22 protein-coding genes are annotated in these 25,404 nt (G+C 67.5%); 7 read left to right on the plus strand and 15 right to left on the minus strand.

Annotation, left to right across the window (positions count from 1 at the left end):
- Window positions 1–3: 3 nt before the first annotated feature.
- The 3 genes from ACQY5G_RS07445 to ACQY5G_RS07455 are packed head-to-tail and all read right to left on the minus strand — an operon-like array spanning window position 4 to window position 5,658.
- Entirely contained in the window at window positions 4–2,946 is a 2,943-nt protein-coding gene (locus ACQY5G_RS07445) for an ATP-binding cassette domain-containing protein (protein ID WP_428278457.1), read from the minus strand.
- A complete protein-coding gene (locus ACQY5G_RS07450; RefSeq protein WP_428278459.1) occupies window positions 2,946–5,105 on the minus strand; it encodes a cysteine peptidase family C39 domain-containing protein in 2,160 nt (719 codons plus the stop codon). The genes ACQY5G_RS07445 and ACQY5G_RS07450 overlap by 1 nt, the downstream gene beginning before the upstream one ends.
- Window position 5,106: 1 nt before the next feature.
- Window positions 5,107–5,658 carry a hypothetical protein gene (locus ACQY5G_RS07455; protein ID WP_428278461.1) on the minus strand — a complete coding sequence of 184 codons (552 nt, stop codon included), beginning with the start codon at window positions 5,656–5,658 and terminating at the stop codon, window positions 5,107–5,109.
- Window positions 5,659–5,840: 182 nt separating this feature from the next.
- On the opposite strand from ACQY5G_RS07455, the gene ACQY5G_RS07460 reads away from it, so the two are divergent.
- Window positions 5,841–7,013, plus strand: coding sequence for a hypothetical protein (locus ACQY5G_RS07460; RefSeq protein WP_428278463.1), 1,173 nt, complete (start codon window positions 5,841–5,843; stop codon window positions 7,011–7,013).
- 61 nt (window positions 7,014–7,074) lie between these two features.
- Here the strand turns inward: ACQY5G_RS07460 and ACQY5G_RS07465 are convergent, their stop codons facing one another.
- From ACQY5G_RS07465 to ACQY5G_RS07495, 7 genes are all read right to left on the minus strand, one after another.
- Window positions 7,075–8,376, minus strand: coding sequence for a tryptophan 7-halogenase (locus tag ACQY5G_RS07465; protein ID WP_428278465.1), 1,302 nt, complete (start codon window positions 8,374–8,376; stop codon window positions 7,075–7,077).
- A gap of 18 nt (window positions 8,377–8,394) precedes the next feature.
- Window positions 8,395–9,510 carry a hypothetical protein gene (locus ACQY5G_RS07470; protein WP_428278467.1) on the minus strand — a complete coding sequence of 372 codons (1,116 nt, stop codon included), beginning with the start codon at window positions 9,508–9,510 and terminating at the stop codon, window positions 8,395–8,397.
- Between the two features lie 59 nt (window positions 9,511–9,569).
- Entirely contained in the window at window positions 9,570–10,271 is a 702-nt protein-coding gene (locus tag ACQY5G_RS07475) for an ABC transporter ATP-binding protein (RefSeq protein WP_420614782.1), read from the minus strand.
- Between the two features lie 43 nt (window positions 10,272–10,314).
- The gene (locus ACQY5G_RS07480; RefSeq protein WP_428278470.1) at window positions 10,315–11,592 is read right to left on the minus strand and encodes an ABC transporter permease; all 1,278 of its coding nucleotides are present in this window, start codon (window positions 11,590–11,592) and stop codon (window positions 10,315–10,317) included.
- 2 nt (window positions 11,593–11,594) lie between these two features.
- Window positions 11,595–12,851, minus strand: a complete 1,257-nt coding sequence (locus ACQY5G_RS07485) for an ABC transporter permease (protein ID WP_428278472.1) — start codon at window positions 12,849–12,851, stop codon at window positions 11,595–11,597.
- Between the two features lie 6 nt (window positions 12,852–12,857).
- A complete protein-coding gene (locus tag ACQY5G_RS07490; RefSeq protein WP_428278474.1) occupies window positions 12,858–13,610 on the minus strand; it encodes an outer membrane lipoprotein-sorting protein in 753 nt (250 codons plus the stop codon).
- Window positions 13,611–13,718: 108 nt separating this feature from the next.
- Window positions 13,719–14,900, minus strand: a complete 1,182-nt coding sequence (locus tag ACQY5G_RS07495; RefSeq protein ID WP_428278476.1) for a pyridoxal phosphate-dependent aminotransferase — start codon at window positions 14,898–14,900, stop codon at window positions 13,719–13,721.
- 198 nt (window positions 14,901–15,098) lie between these two features.
- On the opposite strand from ACQY5G_RS07495, the gene apaG reads away from it, so the two are divergent.
- Together apaG and ACQY5G_RS07505 are read left to right on the plus strand one after the other, a co-directional pair.
- On the plus strand, window positions 15,099–15,473 hold the full coding sequence (apaG, locus tag ACQY5G_RS07500; RefSeq protein WP_428278478.1) for a Co2+/Mg2+ efflux protein ApaG: 375 nt from the start codon (window positions 15,099–15,101) through the stop codon (window positions 15,471–15,473).
- Window positions 15,473–16,099 carry a TenA family protein gene (locus ACQY5G_RS07505; protein WP_428278480.1) on the plus strand — a complete coding sequence of 209 codons (627 nt, stop codon included), beginning with the start codon at window positions 15,473–15,475 and terminating at the stop codon, window positions 16,097–16,099. Before apaG ends, ACQY5G_RS07505 begins: the two co-directional genes overlap by 1 nt.
- Window positions 16,100–16,129: 30 nt before the next feature.
- Here the strand turns inward: ACQY5G_RS07505 and ACQY5G_RS07510 are convergent, their stop codons facing one another.
- Together ACQY5G_RS07510 and ACQY5G_RS07515 are read right to left on the minus strand one after the other, a co-directional pair.
- Window positions 16,130–18,472 (minus strand): DUF5916 domain-containing protein, encoded by a 2,343-nt coding sequence (locus ACQY5G_RS07510; RefSeq protein ID WP_428278482.1) that lies wholly within the window; start codon window positions 18,470–18,472, stop codon window positions 16,130–16,132.
- Between the two features lie 172 nt (window positions 18,473–18,644).
- Window positions 18,645–19,076 carry a cupredoxin domain-containing protein gene (locus tag ACQY5G_RS07515; RefSeq protein ID WP_428278484.1) on the minus strand — a complete coding sequence of 144 codons (432 nt, stop codon included), beginning with the start codon at window positions 19,074–19,076 and terminating at the stop codon, window positions 18,645–18,647.
- 134 nt (window positions 19,077–19,210) lie between these two features.
- Here ACQY5G_RS07515 and ACQY5G_RS07520 point away from each other — a divergent pair, with 134 nt between their 5' ends.
- Window positions 19,211–19,402, plus strand: a complete 192-nt coding sequence (locus ACQY5G_RS07520) for a DUF378 domain-containing protein (protein ID WP_420614766.1) — start codon at window positions 19,211–19,213, stop codon at window positions 19,400–19,402.
- Window positions 19,403–19,413: 11 nt separating this feature from the next.
- On the opposite strand, the gene ACQY5G_RS07525 is transcribed toward ACQY5G_RS07520, so the two are convergent.
- Window positions 19,414–20,514 (minus strand): serine hydrolase, encoded by a 1,101-nt coding sequence (locus ACQY5G_RS07525; RefSeq protein ID WP_428278486.1) that lies wholly within the window; start codon window positions 20,512–20,514, stop codon window positions 19,414–19,416.
- A 203-nt stretch (window positions 20,515–20,717) separates the two neighbouring features.
- Between ACQY5G_RS07525 and ACQY5G_RS07530 the strand changes: the two genes are divergently transcribed.
- Both ACQY5G_RS07530 and ACQY5G_RS07535 read left to right on the plus strand, forming a co-directional pair.
- On the plus strand, window positions 20,718–21,203 hold the full coding sequence (locus ACQY5G_RS07530; RefSeq protein WP_428278488.1) for a DUF4399 domain-containing protein: 486 nt from the start codon (window positions 20,718–20,720) through the stop codon (window positions 21,201–21,203).
- On the plus strand, window positions 21,203–22,240 hold the full coding sequence (locus ACQY5G_RS07535; protein WP_428278490.1) for an acetamidase/formamidase family protein: 1,038 nt from the start codon (window positions 21,203–21,205) through the stop codon (window positions 22,238–22,240). The genes ACQY5G_RS07530 and ACQY5G_RS07535 overlap by 1 nt, the downstream gene beginning before the upstream one ends.
- A gap of 36 nt (window positions 22,241–22,276) precedes the next feature.
- Here ACQY5G_RS07535 and ACQY5G_RS07540 read toward each other — a convergent pair whose 3' ends face one another.
- Both ACQY5G_RS07540 and ACQY5G_RS07545 read right to left on the minus strand, forming a co-directional pair.
- Entirely contained in the window at window positions 22,277–23,596 is a 1,320-nt protein-coding gene (locus ACQY5G_RS07540; RefSeq protein ID WP_428278492.1) for a Zn-dependent hydrolase, read from the minus strand.
- Entirely contained in the window at window positions 23,596–24,483 is an 888-nt protein-coding gene (locus ACQY5G_RS07545) for a DUF4159 domain-containing protein (RefSeq protein ID WP_428278494.1), read from the minus strand. The genes ACQY5G_RS07540 and ACQY5G_RS07545 overlap by 1 nt, the downstream gene beginning before the upstream one ends.
- 95 nt (window positions 24,484–24,578) lie before the next feature.
- On the opposite strand from ACQY5G_RS07545, the gene ACQY5G_RS07550 reads away from it, so the two are divergent.
- The gene (locus ACQY5G_RS07550; RefSeq protein ID WP_428278496.1) at window positions 24,579–25,397 is read left to right on the plus strand and encodes an ABC transporter ATP-binding protein; all 819 of its coding nucleotides are present in this window, start codon (window positions 24,579–24,581) and stop codon (window positions 25,395–25,397) included.
- Window positions 25,398–25,404 lie beyond the last annotated feature (7 nt).

Below are 25,404 nucleotides of genomic sequence, written 5' to 3' on the forward strand. Positions count from 1 at the left end.
CGATCAGGCGACCTGCCTCCTGACCAGGTCCCTGAACACCCCGTCGGCCTCCATGAGTTCGTTGAAGGAGCCGCTCTGTACGACTCTTCCGGCCTGCAGCACGTAGATGCGATCGGCCTGTTCCAGCGTGGACAGGCGGTGCGCGATGACGACCCGGGTGGAGGTCAGGGCGGTGAGGTTTCGCATGACCTTGGCCTGGCTCTCGTTATCCAGCCAGTTGGTCGCCTCGTCGAAGAGCATGATTCGCGGGTTGCCGATCACCGACCGGGCGATCGAAACGCGCTGGCTCTCGCCGCCCGACAGGACAGTCCCGCTCGTGCCGACCATGGTCATCATGCCCATGGGCATGCCCCTGATCTCCTCTTCGACGTCGGCGACTCGCGCCGCCGTCCATACCTCGTCACTCGCCACCTCATCGTGGTGACCGACCAGATTGTCCCAGAGATCCAGGGGATGGAGTCCAACGGACTGCGGCACCACGCCAATTCTGCGGCGCACCTGTTTCAGGTTCAGGTTCCTCAGATCACGTCCGTCGTAGCACACCGAGCCGGCGGTGGGCCGGTCGAATCCAAGCGCCAACCGGAAGAGGGTGCTCTTGCCGGCCCCGGACTCGCCCGCGATCGCGATGAATTCTCCGGGCCGGGCACGAATCGTGACATCGTCGAGGATCAACGGGCCGTCGGGATCGTACCGGTAGGAAACGCGGTCGAAGACGATATCGCCGCCCAGATACTCGACCGGCGCCCCTTCGACCTCGGCCTCGGGCACCGCGGCGAGGAGCGGGCGCACCTGGTCGAACGCCGGGAGCATGGCGGCGACCGCGCCAAAGGACTCGCCGAGCCGGGCGATGGCGGATTGGAAGGCGGTGAAGACGAGGTAGACGACGAGAAAATCGCCGACCGGAAGGTTCCCGTCGCCCGCGGCTACGGCCGCGAATAGCAGAACCCCGGCGGAAAGAAAGGGGAGCGCGGCGCCAAACGCCCGCGAATGTCCCTCGAGCACGCCCAGCTCGAGCTCCGTGCGTTTCTGCTCCCGGTAGTCCCGTGCCCAGATGGCGAAAGCCGACGCTTCCGCGTTTTCCACACGCAGCTTGCCTATGCTGCCCACGATCTGGAATAGCCGGCCGGAGACGCGACGCGCTGCGCGGACCAGCCGCCCATGGGGCGGAATCTGGCGCAGCCCGAGGACGACGGTGACCAGGAGCGAAGCCAGGCTGAAGCCGAGGGCGACGGTCCCGAGCGTGGCATCGTAGAGGAAGATCAGGCCAAACACCGGAAGCAGAAAAACGATCGACAGCAGGCCGTCGGCCGCGGCTCTCTGCAACCCGTCGCGAAGATGCTGGAACGTCATCCCCGACACAGCCAGATCGCCAGCCCGACGGCCGTGCAGAACGCTTGACGGAAGGCGCATGAGACGGTCCCAGAAGGCCGCTTCGACCCGTGAAACCGAGCGACCCTCGATCCGCATCATCACCGTGCTCTGAAGCAGGTGCAGCAGTGCGCCGAGCAGGCCGAACCCCGCCACCGCCACGGCCACGACATAGAGGGCTCCGGTGGCTCCGCCCGCCGCTGTCCGGTTCGCAACGAACCCGAGCGCGAGCGCCGGCACGAGCTTGATCAGGCCGCCCGGAAGCCCGGCCATCACCAGCCGCGCCAGATCCGCCGCCGATCCACGCAGCGCGATCCTCAGCAGGTCCGCCGGCTTCACGTTCCCCACCGGCAGCGGCCGGTAGAACATCCAGGCCTCGTCCGCCAGCGCAGCGGCACGATCCGCCGTCATCCGGACGCTGCGCTTGCTGACCGGATCGAATTCCCGGTAGCGCCCCAGCCAGCCCGGCAGGAGCGCCACGGGCTGGCCGTCTTCGGCGCGGAACGCCAGCATCGCGTTGCTGTCGCCGCGCCACCAGGCGCCCTCGGCCCCGAACCGCACGCGCCGGCCGCGCACGCCCGACGCATCGAGAACGTCAACAAGGCTGACCGGATCACCGGAGGGATCCGAGCGCTCCGGGATCTTGAAATCGATGCCTTCACGGCGTCCGATCGCGTGCAGGGCGTCCGCCAGCGACGTGTCCTCGACGCCGGCATCCCGGTCAATCGGCAGATCATGGATGTTGAAGAGCCGCTGCCGCGCAGCTCTCTCGACCGTGCGGCGGCTCGTGGTCCGCGCGCGCTCGAGGTTCGCATCATCGACCACGGCCAGTCGGCGGTTCAGGCGCTCGAGGGCGAAGGCAACCGCGTGAAAGGTTGCGAGCGCCGAGAGCAGGATGCCCTGCTTTGCCAGTGTCTCGGTCGACCTGCCCGAGAGTGTCGCCTCGTCGGACAGGATGAGCCAGCTTGTCCGCGTCAGCGGGATCACCGCTTCGCGCGGGCCGCTCGCCTCGACGATTTCCGCCTGGTCGACCAGGTCCATGAAAAGGCTGGTGCCGCGCGGCGGTTCGGATACCCATACGACGCCGCGCTGTACGGACAGCGTACAGGGAGCCGGGGTTCGCATCGGACCAGGCGTGGCCAGCGCAGTCGGACGCGGAAGGCGGCTCGCAAAACGCGAGAGTGTGTCCGTGATCGCGGTCAGCCAGGTATCGGTCTGTTCCGCCAGCTCCGCCGGATCGGCCTCGGACAGCACGGAGGCCGGCAGGCGTATCAGAACGGTGCCCGGCGATCCCTTGGCGATCAGGCTGAGCGTGGTGTCTTCCTCATCGCGTGGTCCGTCCGGTGCGACGCCCGGGAGCAGCTGGCCCGATTCGCGGCGCAGCAGGTGCTGCGGCGCCGCCTGCTCCACCCCGTCCCTGAATTCGACCAGGAACAGATTGACGGCGCCCTGGTCGATGAACCAGGCCGTGTACGGGTCGTCGAGCTTCACCGGCAGGTTGCCGGCGCAGGGCACGGACTCGCCGGAGCGGGCGGCGAGTTCCGCGATGGACGTGTACTCCGGCCTCGTGTCCCGCATCAGCCGGACCTGACCAGCTTGTAGTACGTGCCGTCCTGATCCGCGATCAGCTCGTCGTGCGTCCCGCGCTGCACTTCGACGCCCTTGTCGAGCACGATGATCTCGTCGCAGTCCCGCACGGTGCTCAGCCGGTGCGCCACGATCAGGCAGGTGACACCGCGACGTCGCAGGGCGTCATCGACGTATTCCTCCGTCGCGGCATCGAGGGCGCTGGTCGCCTCATCCAGAATGAGCAGCGTCGGATTGCCCAGCAGCCCCCGGGCGATCTCCAGCCGCTGGCGCTGGCCGCCGCTGAAATTCACGCCGCCTTCCTCGACCCGGGTCGAATACCCGTCCGGCCGAAACAGGATTTCGTCATGGATCTGGGCATCGCGTGTCGCCGCGAAGATGGCCTCATCCGGAACGGCGGGGTTCCACAGAGTGATGTTGTCGCGCACGGACGCGGAAAAGAGCACGACCTCCTGATCCACCATGGAGATGGACCGCCGCAGCACCTCCTCGGGAATCTCATCCCGGAGATGGCCATCGAACAGGATTTCGCCGGACCAGGGCTGATGGACACCGGCAATCAGACGCGCGAGGGTCGACTTGCCGGAACCGCTGGGACCGACCACGGCAACCCGCTGCCCCGGCCTGATCAGGAGGTTGAAGTCCTTGATCAGAGCCGGCCGGCTCTTGTTGAAGCCGAAGCTGACGTCGCGCAGCTCGAGTGAGCCGGTGAGCTGGAGCCGGCCCTTGAAGGTGGGAATCGACTCCGACTGCGGACTCCGGCGGCTGAGGGCGGGGTCTTCCGCGGCTGTTGAAATATCTTCGAGTCGCTGCAGATCGGTTTCGAGCGCCTGGCGTTTCCCGGCGAACTCCAGGAAACGCCCAACCGGCGCCAGAAACATCTCGGCCAGGATATAGAACCCGACCAGCGTGCCCAGGGTCATCTCTCCGGCCATGACCAGGCTTCCCCCGATGCCCAGGACCGCCGCGCTGCGAAGTGCGGCGATCATGCTCGGGAGCGCGGTGTTGACGGAGCCCAGTGCGGCATAGCGCCGGCGCGCATGCAGTTCGCGCGCCTGATGGCCGCTCCAGCGCGAAAAGAAACGGTCGTCCGATCCCGCCATGCGCAGATGGTCGACGTGATTCATCATCTGCATGCCGACGCCGATCAACAGTCCCTGTTCACGCCTCATCGCCTGGCTTCGAACCGCCCTGGGCCCGTTGAGAAAGTGTGCCAGCACGCCGTGCAAGAAAGCCAGAAACAGCACAACCAGCGTGAGCCGGACATCGTAGACCAACATGGCGATGAGCAGTACAGCGCTCATTCCCATGTCGATTATGAGCATCAGAAACTGTTCCGTCAGGTTTCTCGAGATTCTGTCGATGGACGAGACCCGATCCGTCAGATCGCCTACGAGACGGTGTTCGAAAAACTCCAACGGCAACCGCAGCAGCCGCGACACGCCTCGACTGTAGCCGATCACCGAAATCCGGACTGCGAACCGCTTCAGGAACCGGTGCTTGAGCAGGGACAGGATGTATACGAGGGCCCCGGCGCCGAGCAGGGCCGCCACGAGTCCGCCCCAGGGCCCCCCGTTCTCCAGAACACCGTCCACGAAAACGCTGAGAGATGCGGGGACGACAAAGGCCAGCAGCGTCAACATGAGGCTGCAGGCAATCATCCAGGCAAGCGCGCTCCGCGATCCGGTGAGCAGGGTGCCCAACTGCGTGAACAATCCGGGCCGTTCGCCGCCGGGTTTGAAACCGGAGCCCTGCTTGAATTGCAGCGCGATTCCGCTGTAGTCCCTGTCGAACTCTTCCGCCGACAGCCTGCGCCGCCCCGTGGACGGATCATTGAGATAGAAGTGGCGACTGTCGAACCCCTCGAGGACAACGAAATGGCTGAATTGCCAGAATACGATCAGAGGCAACTGCAACTTCTTCAGCTGACCGGTGCGTACGCTGAGTCCACTGCATTCGAGACCGTAGTGCCTGGAGGCGCGCACGATGCTCGCCGCACTGCTCCCGTCCCGACTCACCTCGCATCGTTCCCGCAATTCCGTCAGCGGAACCCAGCGTCCGAAGTAGGCGAGGATGCTGCCGAGGCAGGCGGCGCCACATTCCGACGCGTGCATCTGCAACAGGATCGGCGTGGTTACCCTCAACGCCATATCATGATCGCCCGATCCGCAAGAATGCGATCGGAGATTGCGTGCCGATCTCGATGACGATCCGACATTCCCTGCCCGCAATGGAAGCAAGGTCGAGGCTCTCATCCAGCGCGATATCGAGGCGGTGCACGGACACCGGCACCGCAGACTCGAAGGCCGCGGGAACCCCGGATAAGCGAACGGCGGAAATTGCCGCGACTTCGACGCTCAGCGTGCCCGCTTCTCCATCCGCCGTACTCAGCTCCATCACCGCCGGCATCCCTGCCCTGATCTGCGGCACGACATCGTTCTCGATCCAGACGAGAGCCTGCACGGACCGGCCGGCTTCGGACATACTTGTGCCGGGATCGACCAGCACGCCGTCCACCGCGAGGCTGCGGGCTACGTTGCCAAAGAAGAGCCACGTCACGAAGATGAACAACCACAGCGCGACGGCGGCGACGAGCAGGCGCTCCCGCGGCGTGGAAATCGTCAGCAGCCGGTCGAGTTGTTCCCGTTCCCGCTTTGCTTCGGCAACGGTATCGTGAAACGAGTCGAACGGATTATTGAACACGACCCTGCATCGCCTCCTCACCGGGTATCGAGCAAGGACAATCCCGTTCGGATTGAGCGGGGAATGGGTAAAATATAGCACGTCCGAGTGCCCGGTGCCGACTTCGGCGCCACCGCTGAAGCAGGTCACGGCCTCGGCGTGACCGTGGGCGCCAACGAAGGGAGGATGAGGTTCTAGAGACGGTGGGGCTCCGCGCCGGGGCCGTCTGGGCGGTCGTGCTGCTCTGGGCCCTCTGCGACACTTCGCCCGGTCAGGCCATGCAGCTGAACGGCTACGTCCAGGCCGTGCCTCTCGCCGGGACCCGTGACGGCCAGTTGGGCGAGTTCAACCGGGTACGACTCTTCGGCGAGTCGGGAGTGGGAGCCTTTGGATTCGGCACCGCCTATGAGCATGTGCTGACGTTCCGGCGCCACGCCGAGGCGCCCGAGTTCCACCTCGGCGCGGTGCCGGGCGGCGGCGAGTGGCTCCGGCTCCAGTGGACGGTGTCGGAGCGGGACCACGTCGCCTGGCAGCACCGATTTGATCGCCTATACGTGGGGTGGGAGAGTGAACGCCTCGAGATCAGCGTGGGGCGGCAGGCGGTGTCGTGGGGCACCGCGCTCTTTCTCACGCCGAGCGACCCGTTCACGCCCTTCAACCCCGTCGACCCGTTCCGCGAGTTCCGCGCCGGGGTCGACGCGGCCCGGCTCCGTTTCTTTCCGGGCGCGCTGAGCGAGGTCGACCTGGTCGTGCGACCGACCCGGTCGCCGGCGGGCGAGGAGGTGGTGACTGCGCTGATACGCGGTCTCACGACGGCGCGGAACTGGGAACTCTCGGCATGGGGCGGGATCGTGTACGGCGATCCGGCGGGGGCCCTGGGCGCGGCCGGATCGGTAGGAGGTTGGGCCGTCCGAGGGGAGGCCGTGCTGCGCCAACTCCCGGACCGGCTCGTCTTTCGCGGCACGCTCGGCCTCGACCGGCAGCTTCAGGTCGGCGGGAGGGATCTGACGCTCGCGGTCGAGTACCAGCGCGACGGCCTGGGCGCGGACGGACCGGACGAGTACCTGGCCACGCTGGGATCGGCCACATTCCTGCGCGGCGAACATCAGGTGCTCGGACGGGACGAGACGGTCGTCCGGGCGTCCTACCAGCTGCATCCGCTCTGGGGCCTGAGCGGTCTCGTGCTCTGGAACCTGAACGACCTGAGCGCAACCACGGGAACGAACGTCGCCTACTCGGCCGGCAACGATGTGGCGGTGACCACGGGCGCGTTCCTCGGTCTGGGCGACGACGACGCGACGGCCGCCCGTCCGCTGCCTTCCGAGTACGGCTCGGCGGGACTGTCCGTGTATCTTTCCCTGAGTTGGTACTTCTGAGCGCCGCCGTCGAGATCGATACCCTCCCGCCGGGCGCCTGACCGCGTCGGCCGCCGGGCTGCTAGGAGTCGCGCTTCCGCCCCAATGGCGCGCCCAGACCGTGAGCTATCTGCGCGAAGCTGCTCACGGGAAAGAACGCGCACTGCCGCTCCCAATCCGCCGGATCGGGGATCTGCGCGTCGACCAGTTCGATCATCTCGTCGAACTTGCTCAAGGCGGAACAGTCCACGAGCAGGGGATCGGCGGCCTCGCGGTAGTTCGGCCACACGCGGTCCCGGGCGTGGCGCCAGAACGCACTGTCGTACTTCGAACCAGAGCAATAGTGCCAACCGACGAACAGGCCGGCTGCGAGCGCATCGGTCACCAGGGAGCGGTTGATGACGGGCGCGTCGCCCTGCACATATTCCGCCGGCCTGTGGAACCGCATGCGCAGAACCAGCGCGACCTGCAGTTGCGCCAACCTGATGGCGGTCGCCTCGAGCGGCTCCATGAAGGCGGCGGCATTCCCGACGCGGACCACCGCGCCGTCGTAGATCCGGCGGTGGACGAAATTGGGAAACGGAATGACGGCGCGTTTCTCGAAATCCGACACACCCTCATCCGCAAGCAGCTCGTCGAAGTCCGCCTCGACTGCATCGAGATCGGACACGTCCCTGTTGAAGACATAGCCGTAGGATGTGTGTACGGTCAGCGGAATGACGAACACCCACCCGTGCGGACGCGCCACTGCTCGGGTATAGGTGGGTTCCCGGAAGGGCGCGTTCGGCGGCGCCTCGATGACCGGGGGGCCGCGGCGAATGACGGCGCAGTTCGTGGGGATGAAGGAGATGTCGATGTGCTCCTGCGGGTCCAGTTGCCGTGGATAGCCGCGGGCATCGAAGACCAGGTCGTAGCGCTCGGACTCACGGCCCTCGAAGTCCAGCTGCGCGCCGCCGTCCACCCTCCTGATCGCGGTCACCTTCGCGTCGATGTGACGGGCCTGCGTGCTCGCGCATAACAGGTCCGCCATCAGGTCGGCCGACAGGTGGTAGGCATAGGCCACCTGTTGCGGCGTGAAGTAGTGAGTAAAGTCCTGCCGGCGTCGACCCCAGCCCTCGAAGCGGTTGCCGAACTTGCGGGTGCCGTTCAGGCGTTGCTGAACCGTCTCGTGGGGCAACTGCGACAGTTGCTTCAGGTCGCGGACCAGACCGGGCCAACTCCCTTCGCCCACGCCGATGATCGGAATGCGTGAATCGTAGATGTGGTGCAGCTCATGATCGCGCTCCGGGTGCAACCGCGATACGCTGGCGGCGGCGAGCGCGCCCGCAGTGCCGCGCCCGATGACTGCGATCTTTCTGCACGACGTGCTGCCGAGTTCCTTCACCGTGGCGACCTCCTGACATCAGGGAGCGACGGCACCCGAAAGCACCATGTAGACATAGGCCTTGATCTGTTCAACCCGATCTCCGGCGATGACCAGCTTAATGTGGTGAATTCCACGCAAGAGTACGAACCGCCCGGTTCTGCCGAACAGAATGGTCGGTTGCGAGACCCAGCCGGCCAGCGCCGCGACTTTCTCCGGCACTACACGGTCCTCGTGGCGCAGGGCCTCCAGCACCGGCTGCCAATCCGTCAGGCCATCGATCCAGACCCGGGAAGCAGCCGCATATCTCTGCTTGACTATCGGCGTCAGGCCGAGCGTCGGACCGATGCCATCCGCCTGCACGTCGACGTTCACACCGGTCTTGACGACGTGCGTGCGCTCCCCGAAGCGTGCAAGCACCGTCTCCACGGTCGCGATGTTCCCGGGCCAGGCAATTCCCTCGAGGAAGGAACGGACATCCCGCTGCCCGGCAAAGCCCATGATCGCCAGGCGGATCGTGCGTGCGCGTGACGGAAACAGGCCGAACGAGTCGAGGCGAGTGTCTTCCGGTTGCGTCAGGTACACCCGCTCGGCGTTGCTCCGCTCTGCGGCGCTCGGTTCCAGGCCGTGACAGGCCACGAGTCCGTCAACCACGACGCCGACGTCGTGCTGCTGCCCGGCGCCGCCGAAGATCATGCGTTCGTTGGGCCGCAGGAACATCCCCGGCTGCGGATCGCCATCGCCGCCCGACCCAATGTCGTATTCCAGCATCAACTTGCGGCCGACAATCGCGCGAAGGGGCGAGTCCGCCGCCTCCATGCTGCGAAACAGGCGACGGACCGCCGCTGCCGTGTGATCCGATGGATCGCGTCGCGCCTTCTCTTCGAAAAACGCCCCCGACCGGTTGCCGCTCGCCAGCGAGACTCCGAAATCCGCCCGCGGCCGACTGTCGTGCAACGGCAGCTCGAAACCGAACGGCTGGGCACCCATGGTTATCGGCAGGGTCCCCGCCCGTGCCAGCAGGTGTTCCCACTCCTGCTCCCCGATCAGAACGGGAGAGATTCTGTCTCGCAGGTGCCCGAGCAGGTCATGCATCGTGGCGCCTTCGCCCGCCAGTCGCTCCTGGCTGATTGCTATCGCCTCGTGGATGTCCATTGCTCGCGCCTCAAGCGATTATCGGTGCGGTGTTCAGTTCGGCAGGAATCGAGATAGTGCTAGGATCGGCGCTCGTCGTCACGCACAGTGCCGTCGACCATGCGGACCAGACGCCGAGACCGCTCCATGACGCGGCTGTCGTGGGTGGCGAAGACGAAGGTCACTCCGAGGTCGCGATTCAGCTCGCCCATGACATCGAGGAGCGCTTCGCTGGTGACCGAATCGAGGTTCGCCGTCGGCTCGTCCGCGAGCACCAGCGCCGGACGGCTGGCCACCGCACGCACGACGGCGACCCGCTGCTGCTGGCCGCCGGACAGCTTGCCCGGCCGCCGGTCTTCGAGCCCTTCCATTCCCGTCCGCGCAAAGAGTTCCCGGACCCGCGCCTGACGCTCCTCCGCGTGCACGCCCTGGAGGAGCATCGGGAATTCCGCATTCTCCAACGCCGTGAGCACGGGGAGCAGGTTATAGGCCTGGAAGACGAAGCCAACCTCCTCGAGCCGGAGCCGCGCCAGCTCCTGGTTCGACATGCGGCTTACCTCGCGCCCGGCGACCCAGACCCGTCCCTGCGTGGGGCGGGTCAGTCCACCGATCAGATTCAGCAGCGTCGTCTTGCCGGAGCCCGACGGCCCCGCGAGCGCTGTGAACTCGCCACGCTCTATCGTCAGGCTGACGTCGCGGACCGCCTGCACAGATTCGGCTTCCTGCTCGAAGACCTTCCAGACGCCGTCGGTCCGGGCGGCCACCGTATCGCGCACTGCCATGACACGATTCTCCTTGCGCGGCGAGGGGCCGGCTCGAGAGCGGCTACCGATCGAACTTCATCGCCTCGGTAACGTTGACCCGGGCGGCGCGCAGCGCCGGATAGACCGAGGCGAGAATGCCAATGCCGAGAATGAACGCGACGATCTGAGCGATGCGTCGCACCCCGAAGATCGGGACGATGATAGGGTCAACGGCGGTGCCCGCGAATGTCAACTCGTCGATGTCCTGCATGAAGACCGACGTGTCGAGCCCGTCGCCGAAGAAATACCAGGTGCCCAGGAGTCCCAGGCCGACGCCGACAAGCCCGCTGACAGCGGACAGCGTGAGGCCTTCGATGAGAACGACGGCGCCCGTCTGACCCGGCGTCAGCCCCTGCGCCTGGAGGACGCCGAACTCGCGTTGGCGATGCATCACCGACATCAGCACCGTGTTGACGATCCCGAACGCGATGATGACGAACAGGAACCCCTGAATCACGTAATTCCCGAACTCGTCGATCGCGATCCCCGCCGCCAGGACAGGGTTCGCCTCGCGCCACCGTACGACGCGTGCCTCGCCGCGTTCCACCGGCTCAGCCAACGCCAGCGCCAAGCGGTTGGAGACCCATCGGGTCCTGTCACTGCTCTGCAGGACGACCGCAACGTTGGTCACGTCGCTCCCGGAACCGAGCCACTCGCCGGCTGTCGCGAGCGTGATGTGGATCGTCGCCTGGTCGATGGCGGACACGCGGCTGCGGAAGATCCCTGTCACGTGGAGCAGCTGCCCCGTAATCTCGCCATCGGCACCCTGCGCCTGCACGACGAAGCGCGATCCGATCTCGAGTCCCAGGCTGCGGGCCAGGTCGGCGCCGACATAGGCCGCCAGCCGATCATCGGGCTCGAGGTAGCGTCCTTCGATCACCGCATCGTCGATCGTGCCGAAGCCCGCTTCGGCAACGGGGTCGACCCCCACGATCTGTGCCGGGCGCGCACCGGCCGCCGAACTCGCCAGCCCGTTGATGCCGAGCTTGGCGGACATGGTCACGACATGCGGCGCGATTTCCGGAGAGGCCAGCGCTTCCTCCGCGGCGCGCCTGACGTCCGTCGTCAGCCGGTTGTCGATCTGACGGCGCAGCCGGTACTCGGGCCGCTCGACGGTCACGTGTCCGCTCCCCATGCGCACACCGGAGTCGATCCACTGCTCGTGACTGCCGTCGTCGACCGTGATCGACCAGACCAGGAATGCGCCGCCGACGATCATCGCCGAGGCGGTCAGCACCGTGCGCCGCAGATGACGGCGCAGGTTCCTGAGGGCGAGCCGGACCAGGACGCGCAGGAGCACGGCTACAGGCCCGACAGAGTGTCGGCCGGCGGCACCCGCGCGGCTCGGAGTGCCGGGTAGAGGGCGGAGACGAGTGCCGTGACGATCAGGCCGATCGTCGCCCAGGTCCATGCCGGCACGTTGGTCCCCACACGGAGACTCGGCGTCAGCAGGACGCCCTCCACGGTGAGATTTCCGTAGAGCCATGCGAGGTCGGGCGGCGCCGTGGAGAACCAGACCATCAGCGGCACCGTGACGGCGGTGCCCAGGCCCAGCCCGATGACGCCGGTCGCGACCGCCTCGGACAGCACCGTGCCTACCACGGAGCGCGGCGATGCACCCAGCGCCAGCATGACGGCGAACTCGCGGCGGCGTTCGAAGGTGGCCATCAGCGTCGTGTTGGCGATGCCGAAGCTGGCGACCGAATAGATGAGGACGATGAAAATCCAGTACGTCGCATCGGCGAGCGCGACATACTGGGCAAGCACCGGATTGAGCTCCATCCATGGCGCGACCGACATCGCCCGTTCGGGAGCGTCAAGGGCGGCTGCGAGGCGGGTCGCGGTCAGGTCGGCCTGCGACGGATCGTCAGTGCTGACCGCGACTTCGTGGACCCGACCCGGATCGAGGACCACGAGCGTCTGGAGATCCGCGACCGGCATGACCAGGGTGCCGGCATCGAACTCGAGCAGGCCGGTCCGGAAGATGCCGGTGACCGTGTACAGGTCGTTGCCCATCGAGCCGTCCGCCGCCGAGGCGACGACGATGAGTTCGTCCCCGACGCTCAGCTCGAGCTGCCGCGCCATCTCGTCTCCCACAACGGCTTCGTATCGGCCGGCGGCAGGCAGGCGGCCCGCTGCCAGGGGATCCAGAAAACGGGTCAGCGCCACCTCGCGCTCGGGGTCGACGCCGAGCAGAATGCCCGCCGATGTCGCTTCGCCGGAACTCACGAGTCCGCTCGCGTACACGCGCGGAGCGGCGGCCACGACCGAGGGATCGGCCTCGATGGTGCGCAGGATCTCCCCCACGTCGGCACCCTCGCGGCCGCCGATGGTCTCGTACAGGCTGCGCTCGGGCCGGTAGTCGGCATCGTGGATCTCGATCTGTCCACTGATGAGCGACGTGGCGTTCTCGACGAGTCCCGTCGAGACCCCCTCAGCCCATCCGACCATGAACACCACGGAAAAGTAGCCGACCCCGAGGCCGAGCGCGGTGAGGACCGTTCGCTTCCTGTTACGGCCGAGGTTGCGCCACCCGATTCGCCACAACCGGCCCGTCACGCGTCGCTATCTCCCGCGCTGCAGGGTCCGGAGCGAGAAGAAGGATGGATCGATGTCGATGTCGAACTCAAGCTCCTCGTAGCGGATCGTCGTGCGTTCGTCCGGCTTGTCCGCCGGGTGCATGTTCATGATCCGAGGAACGATCCGCCCGCCGAACTCGGCGTAGTCGCCGTGCTCTACGGTCCTGGCCAGCTCGCCGTCCTCGTCGAAGAACTCCGCCCGGATCGGCATGTCGTCGGCCTGCCGGATCCGGTACGCGATGTGCCCCCAGACGACGGGCACCTCCGGCTTGGGGGTCAGGCGAAAATCCCAGACGGCCACCCCGTCCGCATCCTCTCCGTCGAAAACGAGCTCGATGTCGTAGTCCTCGACGAGCCTGCTGTCCTTGACCAGGTCGTCGTTCGTGAAGTGCGATCCCATCCACGATCCGCCCATCATCGAGGCAGGAACCTTGATCGTCCGATCAACCTTGGGGAGGTAGTTCCAGATGTCCTCGGCGGCCTTCAGCGTCGCCGTTCCTGCTTCCCTCCGCGGCTCCCGCAGGCGGACGAGCGAATAGTCCGTGCCGAGCGACCAGATCTCCATCGTCATCCGCCGCTCCCAGTGCTCGGTCACGACCTCCATCGTCGCGACGCCCCGGCTGGAATCACCGCGCAGCAGCCGGTCCACCCGATCGATGATGGCGTTCGGGTCCACCTGGGCCCGGGCCGGCGCCGCGACGGCCAGATGCAGGATCACGCCCCCAAGCGCGAGCCACATCGCCATGCCGCGCCTGTGCGGCCCAAGGAGTCCTTGGCGTGTTTCCGGCATGTGAGGCATGTGAGTCAGTCTCGTTCGAACGCCGGCAGTGACGTCAGACGCCGAGCGTTACGAGCCGCTGTTGCTGTCTGCGGCGGTCATGCCGTCCGGGAAGATCTCGTTCCACGCCGTCATGAAGCGCTTCATCTCGTCTTCCGTCCCGACGGAGACCCGCAGCCAGTCGAGCATGGGCGGGAAGTCCCGGCCCACGGCGACATCGTGCTCGCGGAACGCGGCCCTGACCTCGGACGTGGGACGTCCGGTCCGGACCATGAAGAAGTTCGTCTCCGACGGGAGCACATCGAACCCCTGCCCTCGGAGGATGTCCGCGGTCTGGTCCCGGAGCGTGTTCGAGGTCTCCTTGACCCACGCCTCGTACTCCTTGTCCTCGAGCGCGGCGACGCCGCCCCACTTCACGAGCGCGTTCACGCTGCCCGTCGCGTAGTCCCGCATCTGGTCGATCATGTCCGGCGGCGCGACCCCGTAGCCGAGGCGCATGCCCGCCAGCCCGTAGATCTTCGAGAAGGTGCGCGTCACGAGCACCTTGCGGCCTTCCTTGATGTAGGGGATGGCCGTCTCGTACGTCGGGTCCTCGATGAAGTGGTGGTACGCCTCGTCGATGAGGACGGGGATGTCTTCCGGAATCCCGTCCAGCAGGCGACGGATGTCGTCCCCGGGGACGATGACGCCGGTGGGGTTGTTGGGATTGCAGATGTAGACCATCCCCACATCGCGATAGTTGCGGTTCGTGACCTTGATGAGGTCGTCGATGTCCTGCGTGTAGTCGGGCAGGAGCGGCCGCTCGATCACATCCGCGTCGATACCGGAGGCGGTCCGGTAGACGGTGAGGTAGGTGGGCGACACGCCGACGACCTTCTCCTCGTGACGGAGGAAGGCCAGCCCGGCCACGCGCAACGTCTCGCCGGAGCCCGCGTTGATCATCACGTGATCGGTCGGGACCCCGTGGGACGCCGCGATCTTCTCGAGGATGTCGCCGTCGGGATAGCCGTAGCGGTTCGAGTACTTCCAGGCCCCCTTCATCGCCTCCAGCATCTTCTCCGAGGGCCCGTACGGGTTCTCGTTGGAGGAGAGCTTGGCGAGATCATCGTAGGGGTCGAGCGGCTCGACGCCCTTCGGCGGAGGCTTGAGTCCGGCGCCGATGACGGCGGTCGGGTTCAGGCCCGCAACGCCCAGTGCCGCGGCGGCGCCGCCCACGAAGTGTCGGCGTGAGAACGTGTGCTGGGAATCCATCGCTTCCTCCATGCTCCCTCAAGTTCCTGTCGCCCGGCCGTCGTCCGCGAACCGGGAGTGCGGTCCGAACAAAACGATGCACTGATACTCTGCGGCGCGAGACGTGGCCCGCGCAACGGTGACGGCGTATCCTCCGCTCGAATGGCCCCTCACGAGACCACCCCCGATTCCAGCGTTCCTCCCATCGTCCCGGACGCGATGACCATCCGCGTGCGGCCGGAGTACGTGGCGGAACATTCGGATCCCGCGGCGTGGCGCTACGTCTTCGTCTATCACATCACGATCGAGAACGTGGGGGCCGAGACGGCGCAACTCTTCTGGCGCCACTGGCTCATCCACGATCTCGTGGCGGGCGACCACGAGGTCGAGGGGGAGGGCGTCGTCGGGCAGTCCCCGGTGCTGAGACCGGGGGATTCGCACCGGTACAACAGTTTCTGCATCCTGCGGGGTCCGACCGGCCATATGGAGGGGTTCTACCACTTCCGGCGCCGCGACGGTTCCGTCTTCCGGGCGCCGGTCCCGCGTTTCCACTTCTCCGCCCCGCCCGAAGCCGTGGGGACGCTGTTCAACTAGTGGAGGCGCTCCACGAAAGGCTCTGGGCCCGGAACGCCGGTCTCGCGCAGGCCTGTCTCGACTCGCGCTTCGTGCGCGGCCTCGCCGATGGATCGCTCGCCCGTGAGTCCTTCCGCCGCTACGTGGCGCAGGATGCCTTCTTCCTGCGGGCCTTCCTCAGCGCCTACGCCCTGGCCGCGGCGCGTACGGTCGACCGTCTGGAGGTCGCGCGCCGACTGCACGCCCTGATGCAGGGCGTGCTCGATGAACTCGAACTTCACCGGGCGTATGCCGAGCGGCTGGAGATCGACCTCGAGGACGTGACGCCGAACGCCGCCGCAAAGGACTACACGGACTTCCTCGCCCACACGGCCTGGCACGCGGAAGCCGGCGAGATTCTGGCCGCCATGACGCCCTGCATGCGGCTCTACGCCTGGCTCGGGCAGCGCCTGTCGGCGGGGGATCACACGGAGAACCCCTATCGCGACTGGATCGAGACGTACGCCTCGCCGGACTTCGAGGGGCTCGCCGCGGAACTCGAGGGGCTGCTCGACGATCTGGCCGCGGACCTGCCGGAGCGGGCGGCGGAGGCCTATGCCGAGGCCATGCGCCACGAACTCGCCTTCTTCGAGGCCTTCGGAGGGTAGCCCGGAAGCGAGGGACGGGCCCCGGCCGAACTAGAAGCGATAGGTGTAGTTCAGCTTGATCGAGGCGCCGCGGGAGAGGGTCCTCAGATCCATCCACCCCATCAGATCCGCATCGTCCGGCTCGTCGAGGAGTCCGGACTCCAGGTTTCGCCAGTTGTGCGTGTAGACGAGGAAGAGGTCGTTGCCCGGCTGCAGGATCCAGCGGAAGCGCATGAACAGCCCCAGCACGCGACTCACATCGTCGTACTGGAACTGGTTGGTCACGCCGATCCACGGGGTCGGGTCCCACGAACCTTCGAGGCGATAAAGGTTCGTGACGAAATCCCCCTGAGGCAGGTACACGGCGTTGCGCTCGTAGCCCGTCTCCAGGTTGATCCCGGGGTTCGGCCGGAAGTTCGCGTTCAGGTCGACCCGCACGCGGTCGCCGTTCCAGAATCCACCGAAGTTGGCCCCGCCCCGGACCGAGACGGGACGGCGGCTCGTCGTCCGGCCGCGGAGCCGGTAGTCCCAGGTCGTGTAGTCGCCCGGCACGATGTCGATGCCGTCGCTGATCTGGAACTGACGGTCGAGGAATTCGTAGGTCCGGACCGCCTCGAAACTCAGGTTGTCTCCGCTCTCGAAGTCGATGTCGATGAAGTTCAGCTGAAGTTCCTGCTCCTCGAGGATCATGGACCCCAGTTCCCACAGATTCCTCAACTGGACCGAGACCTCCACCTGCCGGATCCAGTCGATGGCGGGACGGGGGGACCACCCGATCCGCGGCTCCACGCGGCGGAAGTCGTTCCGGGCCACGAACCCGACCGCCGGACTGTAGTCGTCCCCGAATTCCCGGTAGGAGACGTGGCCCGACCAGAGGTCGTTGGGGAAGTTGATCCGGGCTCCCCAGGCGGAGAGGTCCTGGAACGTCCGCGACACGGCCGGGTCGGGATTCGAGTTCCACACCATGAACGCCTCGGCCTCGAAATTCTGGTTCCCGAACAGGCTGCTGGTTCGATAGTCGAGGTCCGCGCCGAGCGTATGCCGGTCCGCCGCCAGGAAGCCGTCCGCGTCGGCCACCGTGGACCGCCGCGTATAGATCGCTCCGATGGCCGACTGCTCGAAGATGGGGACCCGGGCTCGCGCCACGGTGAAGGCCTCCCTTTCGAAGCGAACGTGATCTTCCGGCGGAGGGTCTGCCGGATCCGCCGGCACCCCGGTCTCGACGAACGAATGAGTGCCCGTGCCCATCTGGTAGAAGCCGAGGTCGACGCCGTTGAGCTGACCCGTGAGGCGGAGTCCGTAGTCGATGGGGATCTGCTGGCCGCCCTCGATCCCGATCCGTCGCGAGAAGAAGGGCTGCGGGCCGCTGCGGGGGGCGAACGTGAACACGCTCGATCCCTCGAGGAAGAAGTCGCGCCGCTCCGGGAAGCGGAGCGGGAAACGCGTGAGGTTGACGCGGCGCTGGTCGCTCTCCACCTCGGCGAAGTCCGTGTTGACGCTGAAGGAGGCGCGGAGACTCGGCGTCACGCTGTAGTTGAGGTCGAGGCTGACGTCGCGCGGGAACGTCGTCGGGTCGACGTCGCCGGGGGTGTTGCGCCAGCTGCCGATCCCCGAGGCCACCGCCTCCAGGCCGATGCCCTGCGAGACACCGTCGAGTCCTGCCAGTTCGCCCGCGAACACCAGGCGGTTCAGGCCCTCGTTCCGCCCGTATCCGCGCCACAGGATTTCCTCGTTGTTTCGCCGGATCGACCGCAGGAAGTTGATGCCCCAGCTCCCGCCGTCCGGGACGAAGTTCAGGGTGCGGAAGGGGATCCGGATCTCCGCGGACCACCCGTCGGGGCGGCGTGCCGTCCGCACCTCCCAGATCCCGTCCCAGGAGCGGTTGACGCCGCCGAATCCGCCGCCGCCCCCCGGCCCTCCGCCGCCGGTGCCCGTGATGAGTCCGTCGCTGAGGGCGCCGGCCGCGTTCGTCTCGAAGTGGTAGCCCGTGCGCCCGTCCCGGAACGTGTCGAGCACCCAGGCGAACCGGTCGTCCGTGAACAGAAACGCGTCGCGCGCGCGCTGTCGGGCGAGGATGCGGTCGGGTTCGTCGAACAGAATCGCCGCGATATACAGGTTGTCGCGATCATAGGCGATACGGACTTCGGTGGGGTGCGACGGGGGGCCGGCCTCGACGGGTTCGCGCTGCCGGAAGTCGCTGATCGCCTCGATGCGGCCCCAGACCGATTCCTCGATGCGGCCGTCGAGATCGATGCGCTCGTCGGCAGTCAGCCGCGTGGCCTGGATGGTGGAGCTACTGTCCTCCTGGGCCGCGACGTCGCGAGGTCCAGAGGGGAAAAGCACCGCAAGGGCGAGGATCGGCCTGGAGAGCCGAAGGTGGCGCGCGCGTGTCATCAGTGTCCGCTGTATCCGCGTCGATCCCGGGTGGTGGCCGTCGACTCTGGCAGCCCATGGCAAAAGCCCCGCCGCGTTTCGAGCGAGGTTCAGAAAGACGACACGCGCGTCGCGGGCAGGGTTGAATCGGGGACGGGTTGCAGCGGCGAGCGTCGGCCGGCGAACCGGCGTGTCAGGTGACGACGATGCGGGCTCCCACCATGATGCTCGGGTGCGTCGCGCAGTAGTACACATACGTGCCCGGCACGCTCGGGGTCACGGTGAACGTCTCGTTGCTGCCCAGCGTCCCGCTGTCGAAGGCCCGCGCGCCCGAGGGCACATCGGTCGACGTCACCGTGTGCGGGTTCGCGCCGACGTGCCGCCAGCCCACCGTCTCGCCGCTCCGGATCGTGACCTGCGCATCTCCGTTGCGGCCTCCGCTCGGGTCGACGAAGGCGTTGTCCTCGATGTTCACGGTCACGTTCGCGCCCGGTACCGGCCCGCCCGGCGGGGGAGGTGGCGGAGGAGGCGGCTCGGCCGGCGCCGATCCGGGCCCGGCGCCGTCACCGCAGGCGGCCACGGCGAGAAGGCCGGAGAGGGCGGCAAAGAACTCGCGACGTCTCAAGCAGGCGTCCTTTCGGCCTTGCGAAACCCGATCGATCTTCGTGCGTACTATGATTCCGTACCATACCGGGTCACCGGGACGGGGTTCCACGCCCCGTCGCGGGACCCGCAGCCAGGTTCAGTCGGGAGAGATACATGAACGGCAAGAGTTGCAACAGAGTGGCGAACGCGCTGCTGCTCGCCGGCGCCCTCAACTGGGGATTGATCGGCCTCATCGGCTTCAACTTCGTGGCCGCCGCCTTCGGCCCGCTCGCCCGGCTCGTGTACATCGCCGTGGGGTGGGCCGCGCTATACCGGATCTTCGCCAACGGCAGCCGGGACTCCTGATCAGGATCTGATCAGAGCGTGCAGGGGGCGCCGAAGCGTCGCGCGAGAGCGACCGCGGCGCCCCGTCCCCTGAATTCCTCCCCAAAGTAGTCGTACAGGAGACGCGTCATCTCCGCGATGGTGCGTTCCCGCCGCCACGTCGGGCGCCGGAGCGTGTTCACGAACACCGAGACGATGAGGTGCCCCGCGCCATCCGGCAGGGCGACGATCCCCACGTCGTTGATGGCGCCGCCCATCGTGCCCGTCTTGTGCGCGACGAAGGTCGACTGCGGCAGCCGGCCCCGCATCCGCTCGCGTCCGGACCGCGACCGGTTCAGAACGTCGAGGATCCAGGCGCGCGATTCGGGCGTGAGCCCCTTGCCCTCGTGGATCGTGAGCAGGAGATCCGTCATCCCATTCGGCGTGGCCGTGTCCCGCGGGTCCGTCCCGTAGCGCTCGCGCGCGGCCTGGCGGTGCGCGTCGGGCAGGGCATCGCGCAGTCGGAAGTACTGGTAGCGATACAGTTCGCTCTCGGGGATCGTGTCCGGGAGGCCGACCAGGTCCGCGAAGGTGCGGGCTTCGGAGCGGTCGACCCGCACGCCCTCGACGCCCAGCCGGTGGACCTGGCGCGTGGCGGCCTCGGGACCGCCCGACATGTTGAGGATCACGTCGGTCGCCGTATTGTCGGACTGGGCGAGCATGAGCGAAAAGAGACTGTCCACGGTCAGGCGCGCGGATCGCGCCCCCGACCAGGCGGCGAGCGGACTGTGCCCCGGGCGAAACTCCTCCACCGTCACCACGACGGTTTCGGCGGGATCGATCTCCCCGAGGTCGACGCGCCGCAGGAACTCGAGCGCCATCGGGACCTTCGACACGCTCGCCATCGGGTAGGGCCGGTCTCCGTTGAACGAAATCCGCGCGCCCGACTCGACGTGCAGGGCGGACACGCCGACGGCGTCGCCGACCCTTCGCGCGATGCGACGGAGGCCCTCCCCGACGGAATCCGGCACGACACACGCCGCGCCCATGGGCATGGGGCCCGGAAGCGGCGGCGTCAGGGGTTCCTGCGCGGCGGTCCGGCCCGAGGGCGCGAGGAGGATGCCAAGCGCAAGGAAGGTCGCGCGTGGACTCATCAGCGCTCCGGCCATGAACTGAAGGACATGCGTTCGCCTTTTCCCTCGTGAACTCCCGCTCAATGTGTGAGAACATGCGGAGAGCGGAAACGTTGTATCCCGCGCGGCGTCGCCCCGCGCGTCTCGCGCGCACGGGTTTGTTTCCCTAATCTGCGAGTCCCAAAGCAATGTCGCATCGACGGATCGTTCGTCCAGGAGGTTTCATGCGTTTCCCGCGCCCGAGATGGATCCACGTTGCTCTCATCGCGCCGCTCTCGCTCGCCATCGCCTGCGGGGGAGGAGAACAAGCCGAGGACGCCGAGATGGCCGCCGAACCAGCCGAAGAGATGCCCGCCGAGCCGGCCGTCACCGTCCGGATCACGCAGCCGGAGGAAGGCGCGACGGTGGGTCCGGATGTCCTGGTCGTCATGGAGACGGAGGGGATCGAGATCGTCTCCATCACGCCGCCGGTCGTCGGCACCGGACACCATCACCTGTACGTCGACGTGGATCTCACGCCGCTGTCCGACCTGATCCCGCAGAACGACCCCCAGATCATCCACATGGGGGATGGGAGCACCGAGTACATGCTGGAGGGACTCGCGGCCGGAGAACACCGCCTCATCGCGGTGGTGGCCAACCCGGCGCACATCCCGCTCGATCCGCCGGTCGTGGACACGCTCCACTTCACGGTCGCGAACGAAGAGTGATGGCGGCCGGCCGGGTCTCCGCCGGGGTTCCGCTCCTTTCGCTCGTCCTCGCGACGGGCTGCGCGCCCGGCGAGGGAACCGGCGCCGCAGAGGAGATGGCGGGCGGTGAGGAGGTGTCGCCGACGCCGGAGCCCCAGCACACGCTGACCGCGGACCAGACGCACAACCGCTGGAGCCGGACGATCCCGCCGATCCTGTACGTGGAGTCGGGCGCGGTCATCGAGGCGTATCTCGAGGAGGCGTCGGACGGGCAACTGACACCGGAGTCCACGTTCGAGGATCTCGCCCGGCTGAGCTTCGATCCCATCCACCCGCTGACGGGACCGGTGTACGTCGAGGGCGCCGAGCCGGGCGACCTCCTCGCGGTCACCCTGCACGAGATCGAACTCGGCGACTGGGGCTGGGTCGCGAACGTCCCCGGATTCGGGTTCCTCGCCGACCGGTTTCCCGACCCGTATCTCAGGACCTTCGAGTTCGAGCCGGGGGATACGAGCGTCGATTTTGCGCCCGGGGTCCGGATCCCGCTGCGGCCATTCCCCGGCGTGATGGGCGTGGCGCCCGACACCGATTCGATGCTCGTGACCATCCCGCCCCGCCAGAACGGCGGCAACATGGACGACCGCGACATGGTCGAGGGCTCGACGGTGTACTTCCCGGTCCTGGTGGAAGGCGCGCTCTTCTCGATGGGCGACCCGCACATCGCGCAGGGGGACGGCGAGGTGGGCGGTACGGCGATCGAGGGGCCGTTGCGCGTCGTCTACGAACTCGAAGTCATCAAGGGCGCCGGTCCGATCGCGTCGCCCCACTACGAGACGGATGAATTCTATGCGGTGACGGGCTTCGCGCCGACGATCGACGAGGCGGCGCGGAACGCCGTCGAGGCGATGATCGACTACCTGGCGAACTCCCGGGACCTGTCCCGTCAGGAAGCCTACCAGCTGGCGTCGATGGCCGGCGACCTCAAGATCTCCGAGGTCGTGGACGTGCCGAACATGCTGGTCGCCATGCGCATCTCGAAGGACGTGATCGGCAACTGACGGCCGGTCGCGGAAGGTCTGCGGGCGCGGCCGGGGTCAGAGGCCGCGCGCGTCGACCGCGAGCAGCGTCCGGAGCAGCACGTTCGTCCCCGCCGTGATCTGATCCGGCTCCGTGAACTCGAGCGGCGAGTGGCTGATGCCGTCGCGGCTCGGCACGAAGATCATCCCCACCGGCCCCAGCAGTGCGACGCTCTGCGCGTCGTGGCCCGCCCCGCTCGGCATGCGGAGCGCCGTGAGGCCGAGATCGAGGGCCTCCGCCTCGATGATGTCCCGGAGGCGCGGGTCGGTCGGCGCCGCGCGGCTCTCGTAGAACTGCTCGATGGAGACCATCGTACCGTCCGCCGCCGCGATCTCCTCCGCGCGTCCCCGGATCGCCTGGAACACGGCGTCGATCCCGGTCATGGCGAGGTCGCGGATCTCGAGGCTGAAGGTGACCCGGCCCGGGATGACGTTCGGCGCGCCGGGCTCGGCGGTGAGCCGGCCGACCGTGGCCACGTGCCGCCCGGGCAGTTCCCGCGCGGTCACGTGCACGGCGTCGATGATGCGCGCGGCCGTCACCATGGCGTCCTGCCGCATGTCCATGGGCGTGGTGCCCGCGTGGTTCGCGAAACCGTCCACCGTGACGGTCCAGCGCCGGATGCCGACGATCCCCTGCACGACGCCGATGTCGAGCTCGCCCCGGTGGAGGACGAAGCCCTGTTCGATGTGCAGTTCGAGGTAGGCCGTCAGGCTGCCGGCCTCCCGCCGGGCCGCGGCCAGGTCGGTGAGGTCGCCGCCCAGGCGTTTCGTGCCTTCGCCGATCATGAACCCGCTCGCGGTGACGATGTCGCGCTCCCAGGGCAGGGTCTCGCCCGCGATCGCGCGGCTCCCGGTCTTGCCGCCCTCCTCGTTGGCCCAGATCACGAATTCCAGCGGATGCCGGGTCTCGCGGCCCGCGTCCACCAGCGTCGCGATCGCCTCGAGCGCGCCCATGGAGCCGACCTGGCCGTCGTAGCTCCCGCCCGCCGGGACGGAGTCGATGTGGGAGCCGACGACGATGGGGGCGAGCGAGGGGTCGGTGCCGCGCCGGCGTCCGATCAGGTTGGCGGCCCGATCCACGTGCACTTCGAGGCCGAGATCGGACAGGATGTCCGAGAGCCAGGCGCGGGCCGCCCGGTCCTCGTCGCTGTAGGCGAGCCGCGTCGTGCCCTCCTCGGCACTGCTGAAGCGCGCGAGTTCGCCGAGGCGGCGGTTGAGCCGGTCGCCGTCCACGAGCAGCCGCTGGCCGCGCAGCGCGCGGAGCGGTCCGGAGGCGGCCGCCGCCCCCGCGACGCCGAGGGCGAGTCTCCCGAACCGCCGCCGGGAGATCGGCCCCATCAGTGGCTGAGGCCGTAGATGATGTAGTTGATGGCGAGTTCGTAGGCGTAGGTCGACCGGTCGATCGGGTAGTACGGGTTCTCCGACCACTCCCACGCGTCGCCCAGATCGGTGTTGTGGTTGATGACGACCATCAGCTCGCCGCGGTCGTCGAAGATCCCGCTGACCGTGGGCGTGCAGGGTCCCCAGCACTCCTCGTACCGGCCGCGCGCCGCGTTGTTGATGGCCGGGACCGTCAGGATCTCGTCGATGTCGTAGAACTGGTGGAAGATCGGATGGTCCAGCGGGATCGGCTCGATCCGGCGGCCGGGCAGGACGCGCGACATGTGGTACTCGAAGTTGTACCACGCCTCCTCTCCCCAGAAATCGTCCACCACGAGGAACCCGCCCGCCTCCAGGTAGCCCCGGAGCCCCTCGATTTCGGCCTCGGAGAGGTTCATGTAGCCGACCTCCAGCATGTAGAGGAAGGGGAATCGGCGCAGTTCGGGGTCGGCGAGCGAAACCGGGTTCTCCCACTCGTGCAGGTCCAGCATCGTGAGCAGGCGATGGAGGATGAAGAGGAACTGGCGGTCGGCCTTCGGGAAGTCCGTGGACCAGGTACCGCGTCCCCGTCCCCCCCACCAGCCTCGCGAACCGGAGTAGATGGCGCGCGTGAAGTAGAAGTCGCGGCCCCATTCCGCCTGCGCCTGGGCCAGCCCCGGTTCGCGCTCGAGGAGCCGGTCGCGCGCGGCCGCCCGCTCGCTGAGGTCGGAATCACTCGCCGCCCCGGCGACCCCTTCCGGCGGCGGGTCGGATCGCGCCGTCATGCCCGTCACGGCGGCGGCGGCGAGCACGGCGGCCAGCGCGGTGGCGACGATCGGGGCGGAGCGTAATCGGAGATGCAGCATACGCTCATAAGGATTGCCGGAGGCCCGCTCGTCAACTACTTCCCGTTTTCCCCCGGGGTTCCCCGGAACGGTCCCGAGCCGCGGCAGGCGCCGACATGAACGAGCCCGACGGCCGAGCCAACGTCCATTTGGACGGCGTCACCCTCCGCTTCGGGGGCGTGACGGCGCTCGAGAACGTGTGCCTCGACATCCGCGGCGGCGAACTCCTCGCGCTCATCGGCCCGAACGGGGCCGGCAAGACGAGCGTGCTCAACTGCATTTCCGGGCTCTACCGGCCCACGGAGGGCACGATCGCCCTGCGGGACGCCGCGGGCCGGTCGCATGCGCTCCACCGACTGCAACCGCACCGGATCGCCCGGCTCGGCGTCGCGCGCACCTTCCAGAGCATCGAACTCTTCAAGCACATGACCGCGCTCGACAACATCATGCTCGGGCGCCACGTCCACATGCGGGGCGGGGTCCTTTCCGGCGGGATCTTCTGGGGTCCCCAGCGGCGCCGGGAGATCCGGCACCGCGTGCGGGTCGAGGAAGTGATCGATTTCCTCAACCTGGAGCCGATCCGCCACGCCATCGTCGGCAACCTCCCCTACGGACAGCAGAAGCTCGTGGAACTCGGCCGCGCCCTGGCGCTCGACCCCGAGATCCTGCTCCTCGACGAACCGCTGGCCGGGATGAACTCCGAGGAGAAGGAGTCGATGGCGCGCTTCATCCTCGACGTGCACGAGGAGTGGGGTGCGACCCCCGTCGTCATCGATCACGACATGGACGTGATCATGGACATCTCCGAACGCGTGGTCGCGCTCGAGTTCGGGCAGGTCATCGCCGAAGGCCCGCCGGCCGAGGTCCGCGCGAATCCGCGCGTGATCGAGGCGTATCTGGGCCACGGGGCATCCGCGGCCGGCGCCGTCTCGTGAGCGGGTC

The sequence above is a fragment of the Candidatus Palauibacter sp. genome, from assembly GCF_965261555.1.
GTDB lineage: Bacteria > Gemmatimonadota > Gemmatimonadetes > Palauibacterales > Palauibacteraceae > Palauibacter.

Bases quoted from the DNA above. Each gene is read 5' to 3' on its own strand.
- ACQY5G_RS07445 (WP_428278457.1), bottom strand. From the start codon at position 2,946: ATGCGGGACACGAGGCCGGAGTACACGTCCATCGCGGAACTCGCCGCC.
- ACQY5G_RS07450 (WP_428278459.1), bottom strand. From the start codon at position 5,105: ATGGCGTTGAGGGTAACCACGCCGATCCTGTTGCAGATGCACGCGTCG.
- ACQY5G_RS07470 (WP_428278467.1), bottom strand. From the start codon at position 9,510: ATGGACATCCACGAGGCGATAGCAATCAGCCAGGAGCGACTGGCGGGC.
- ACQY5G_RS07475 (WP_420614782.1), bottom strand. From the start codon at position 10,271: ATGGCAGTGCGCGATACGGTGGCCGCCCGGACCGACGGCGTCTGGAAG.
- ACQY5G_RS07490 (WP_428278474.1), bottom strand. From the start codon at position 13,610: ATGTGGCTCGCGCTTGGGGGCGTGATCCTGCATCTGGCCGTCGCGGCG.
- ACQY5G_RS07495 (WP_428278476.1), bottom strand. From the start codon at position 14,900: ATGGATTCCCAGCACACGTTCTCACGCCGACACTTCGTGGGCGGCGCC.
- apaG (WP_428278478.1), top strand. From the start codon at position 15,099: ATGACCATCCGCGTGCGGCCGGAGTACGTGGCGGAACATTCGGATCCC.
- ACQY5G_RS07510 (WP_428278482.1), bottom strand. From the start codon at position 18,472: ATGACACGCGCGCGCCACCTTCGGCTCTCCAGGCCGATCCTCGCCCTT.
- ACQY5G_RS07520 (WP_420614766.1), top strand. From the start codon at position 19,211: ATGAACGGCAAGAGTTGCAACAGAGTGGCGAACGCGCTGCTGCTCGCC.
- ACQY5G_RS07525 (WP_428278486.1), bottom strand. From the start codon at position 20,514: ATGAGTCCACGCGCGACCTTCCTTGCGCTTGGCATCCTCCTCGCGCCC.
- ACQY5G_RS07530 (WP_428278488.1), top strand. From the start codon at position 20,718: ATGCGTTTCCCGCGCCCGAGATGGATCCACGTTGCTCTCATCGCGCCG.
- ACQY5G_RS07535 (WP_428278490.1), top strand. From the start codon at position 21,203: ATGGCGGCCGGCCGGGTCTCCGCCGGGGTTCCGCTCCTTTCGCTCGTC.
- ACQY5G_RS07540 (WP_428278492.1), bottom strand. From the start codon at position 23,596: ATGGGGCCGATCTCCCGGCGGCGGTTCGGGAGACTCGCCCTCGGCGTC.
- ACQY5G_RS07545 (WP_428278494.1), bottom strand. From the start codon at position 24,483: ATGCTGCATCTCCGATTACGCTCCGCCCCGATCGTCGCCACCGCGCTG.
- ACQY5G_RS07550 (WP_428278496.1), top strand. From the start codon at position 24,579: ATGAACGAGCCCGACGGCCGAGCCAACGTCCATTTGGACGGCGTCACC.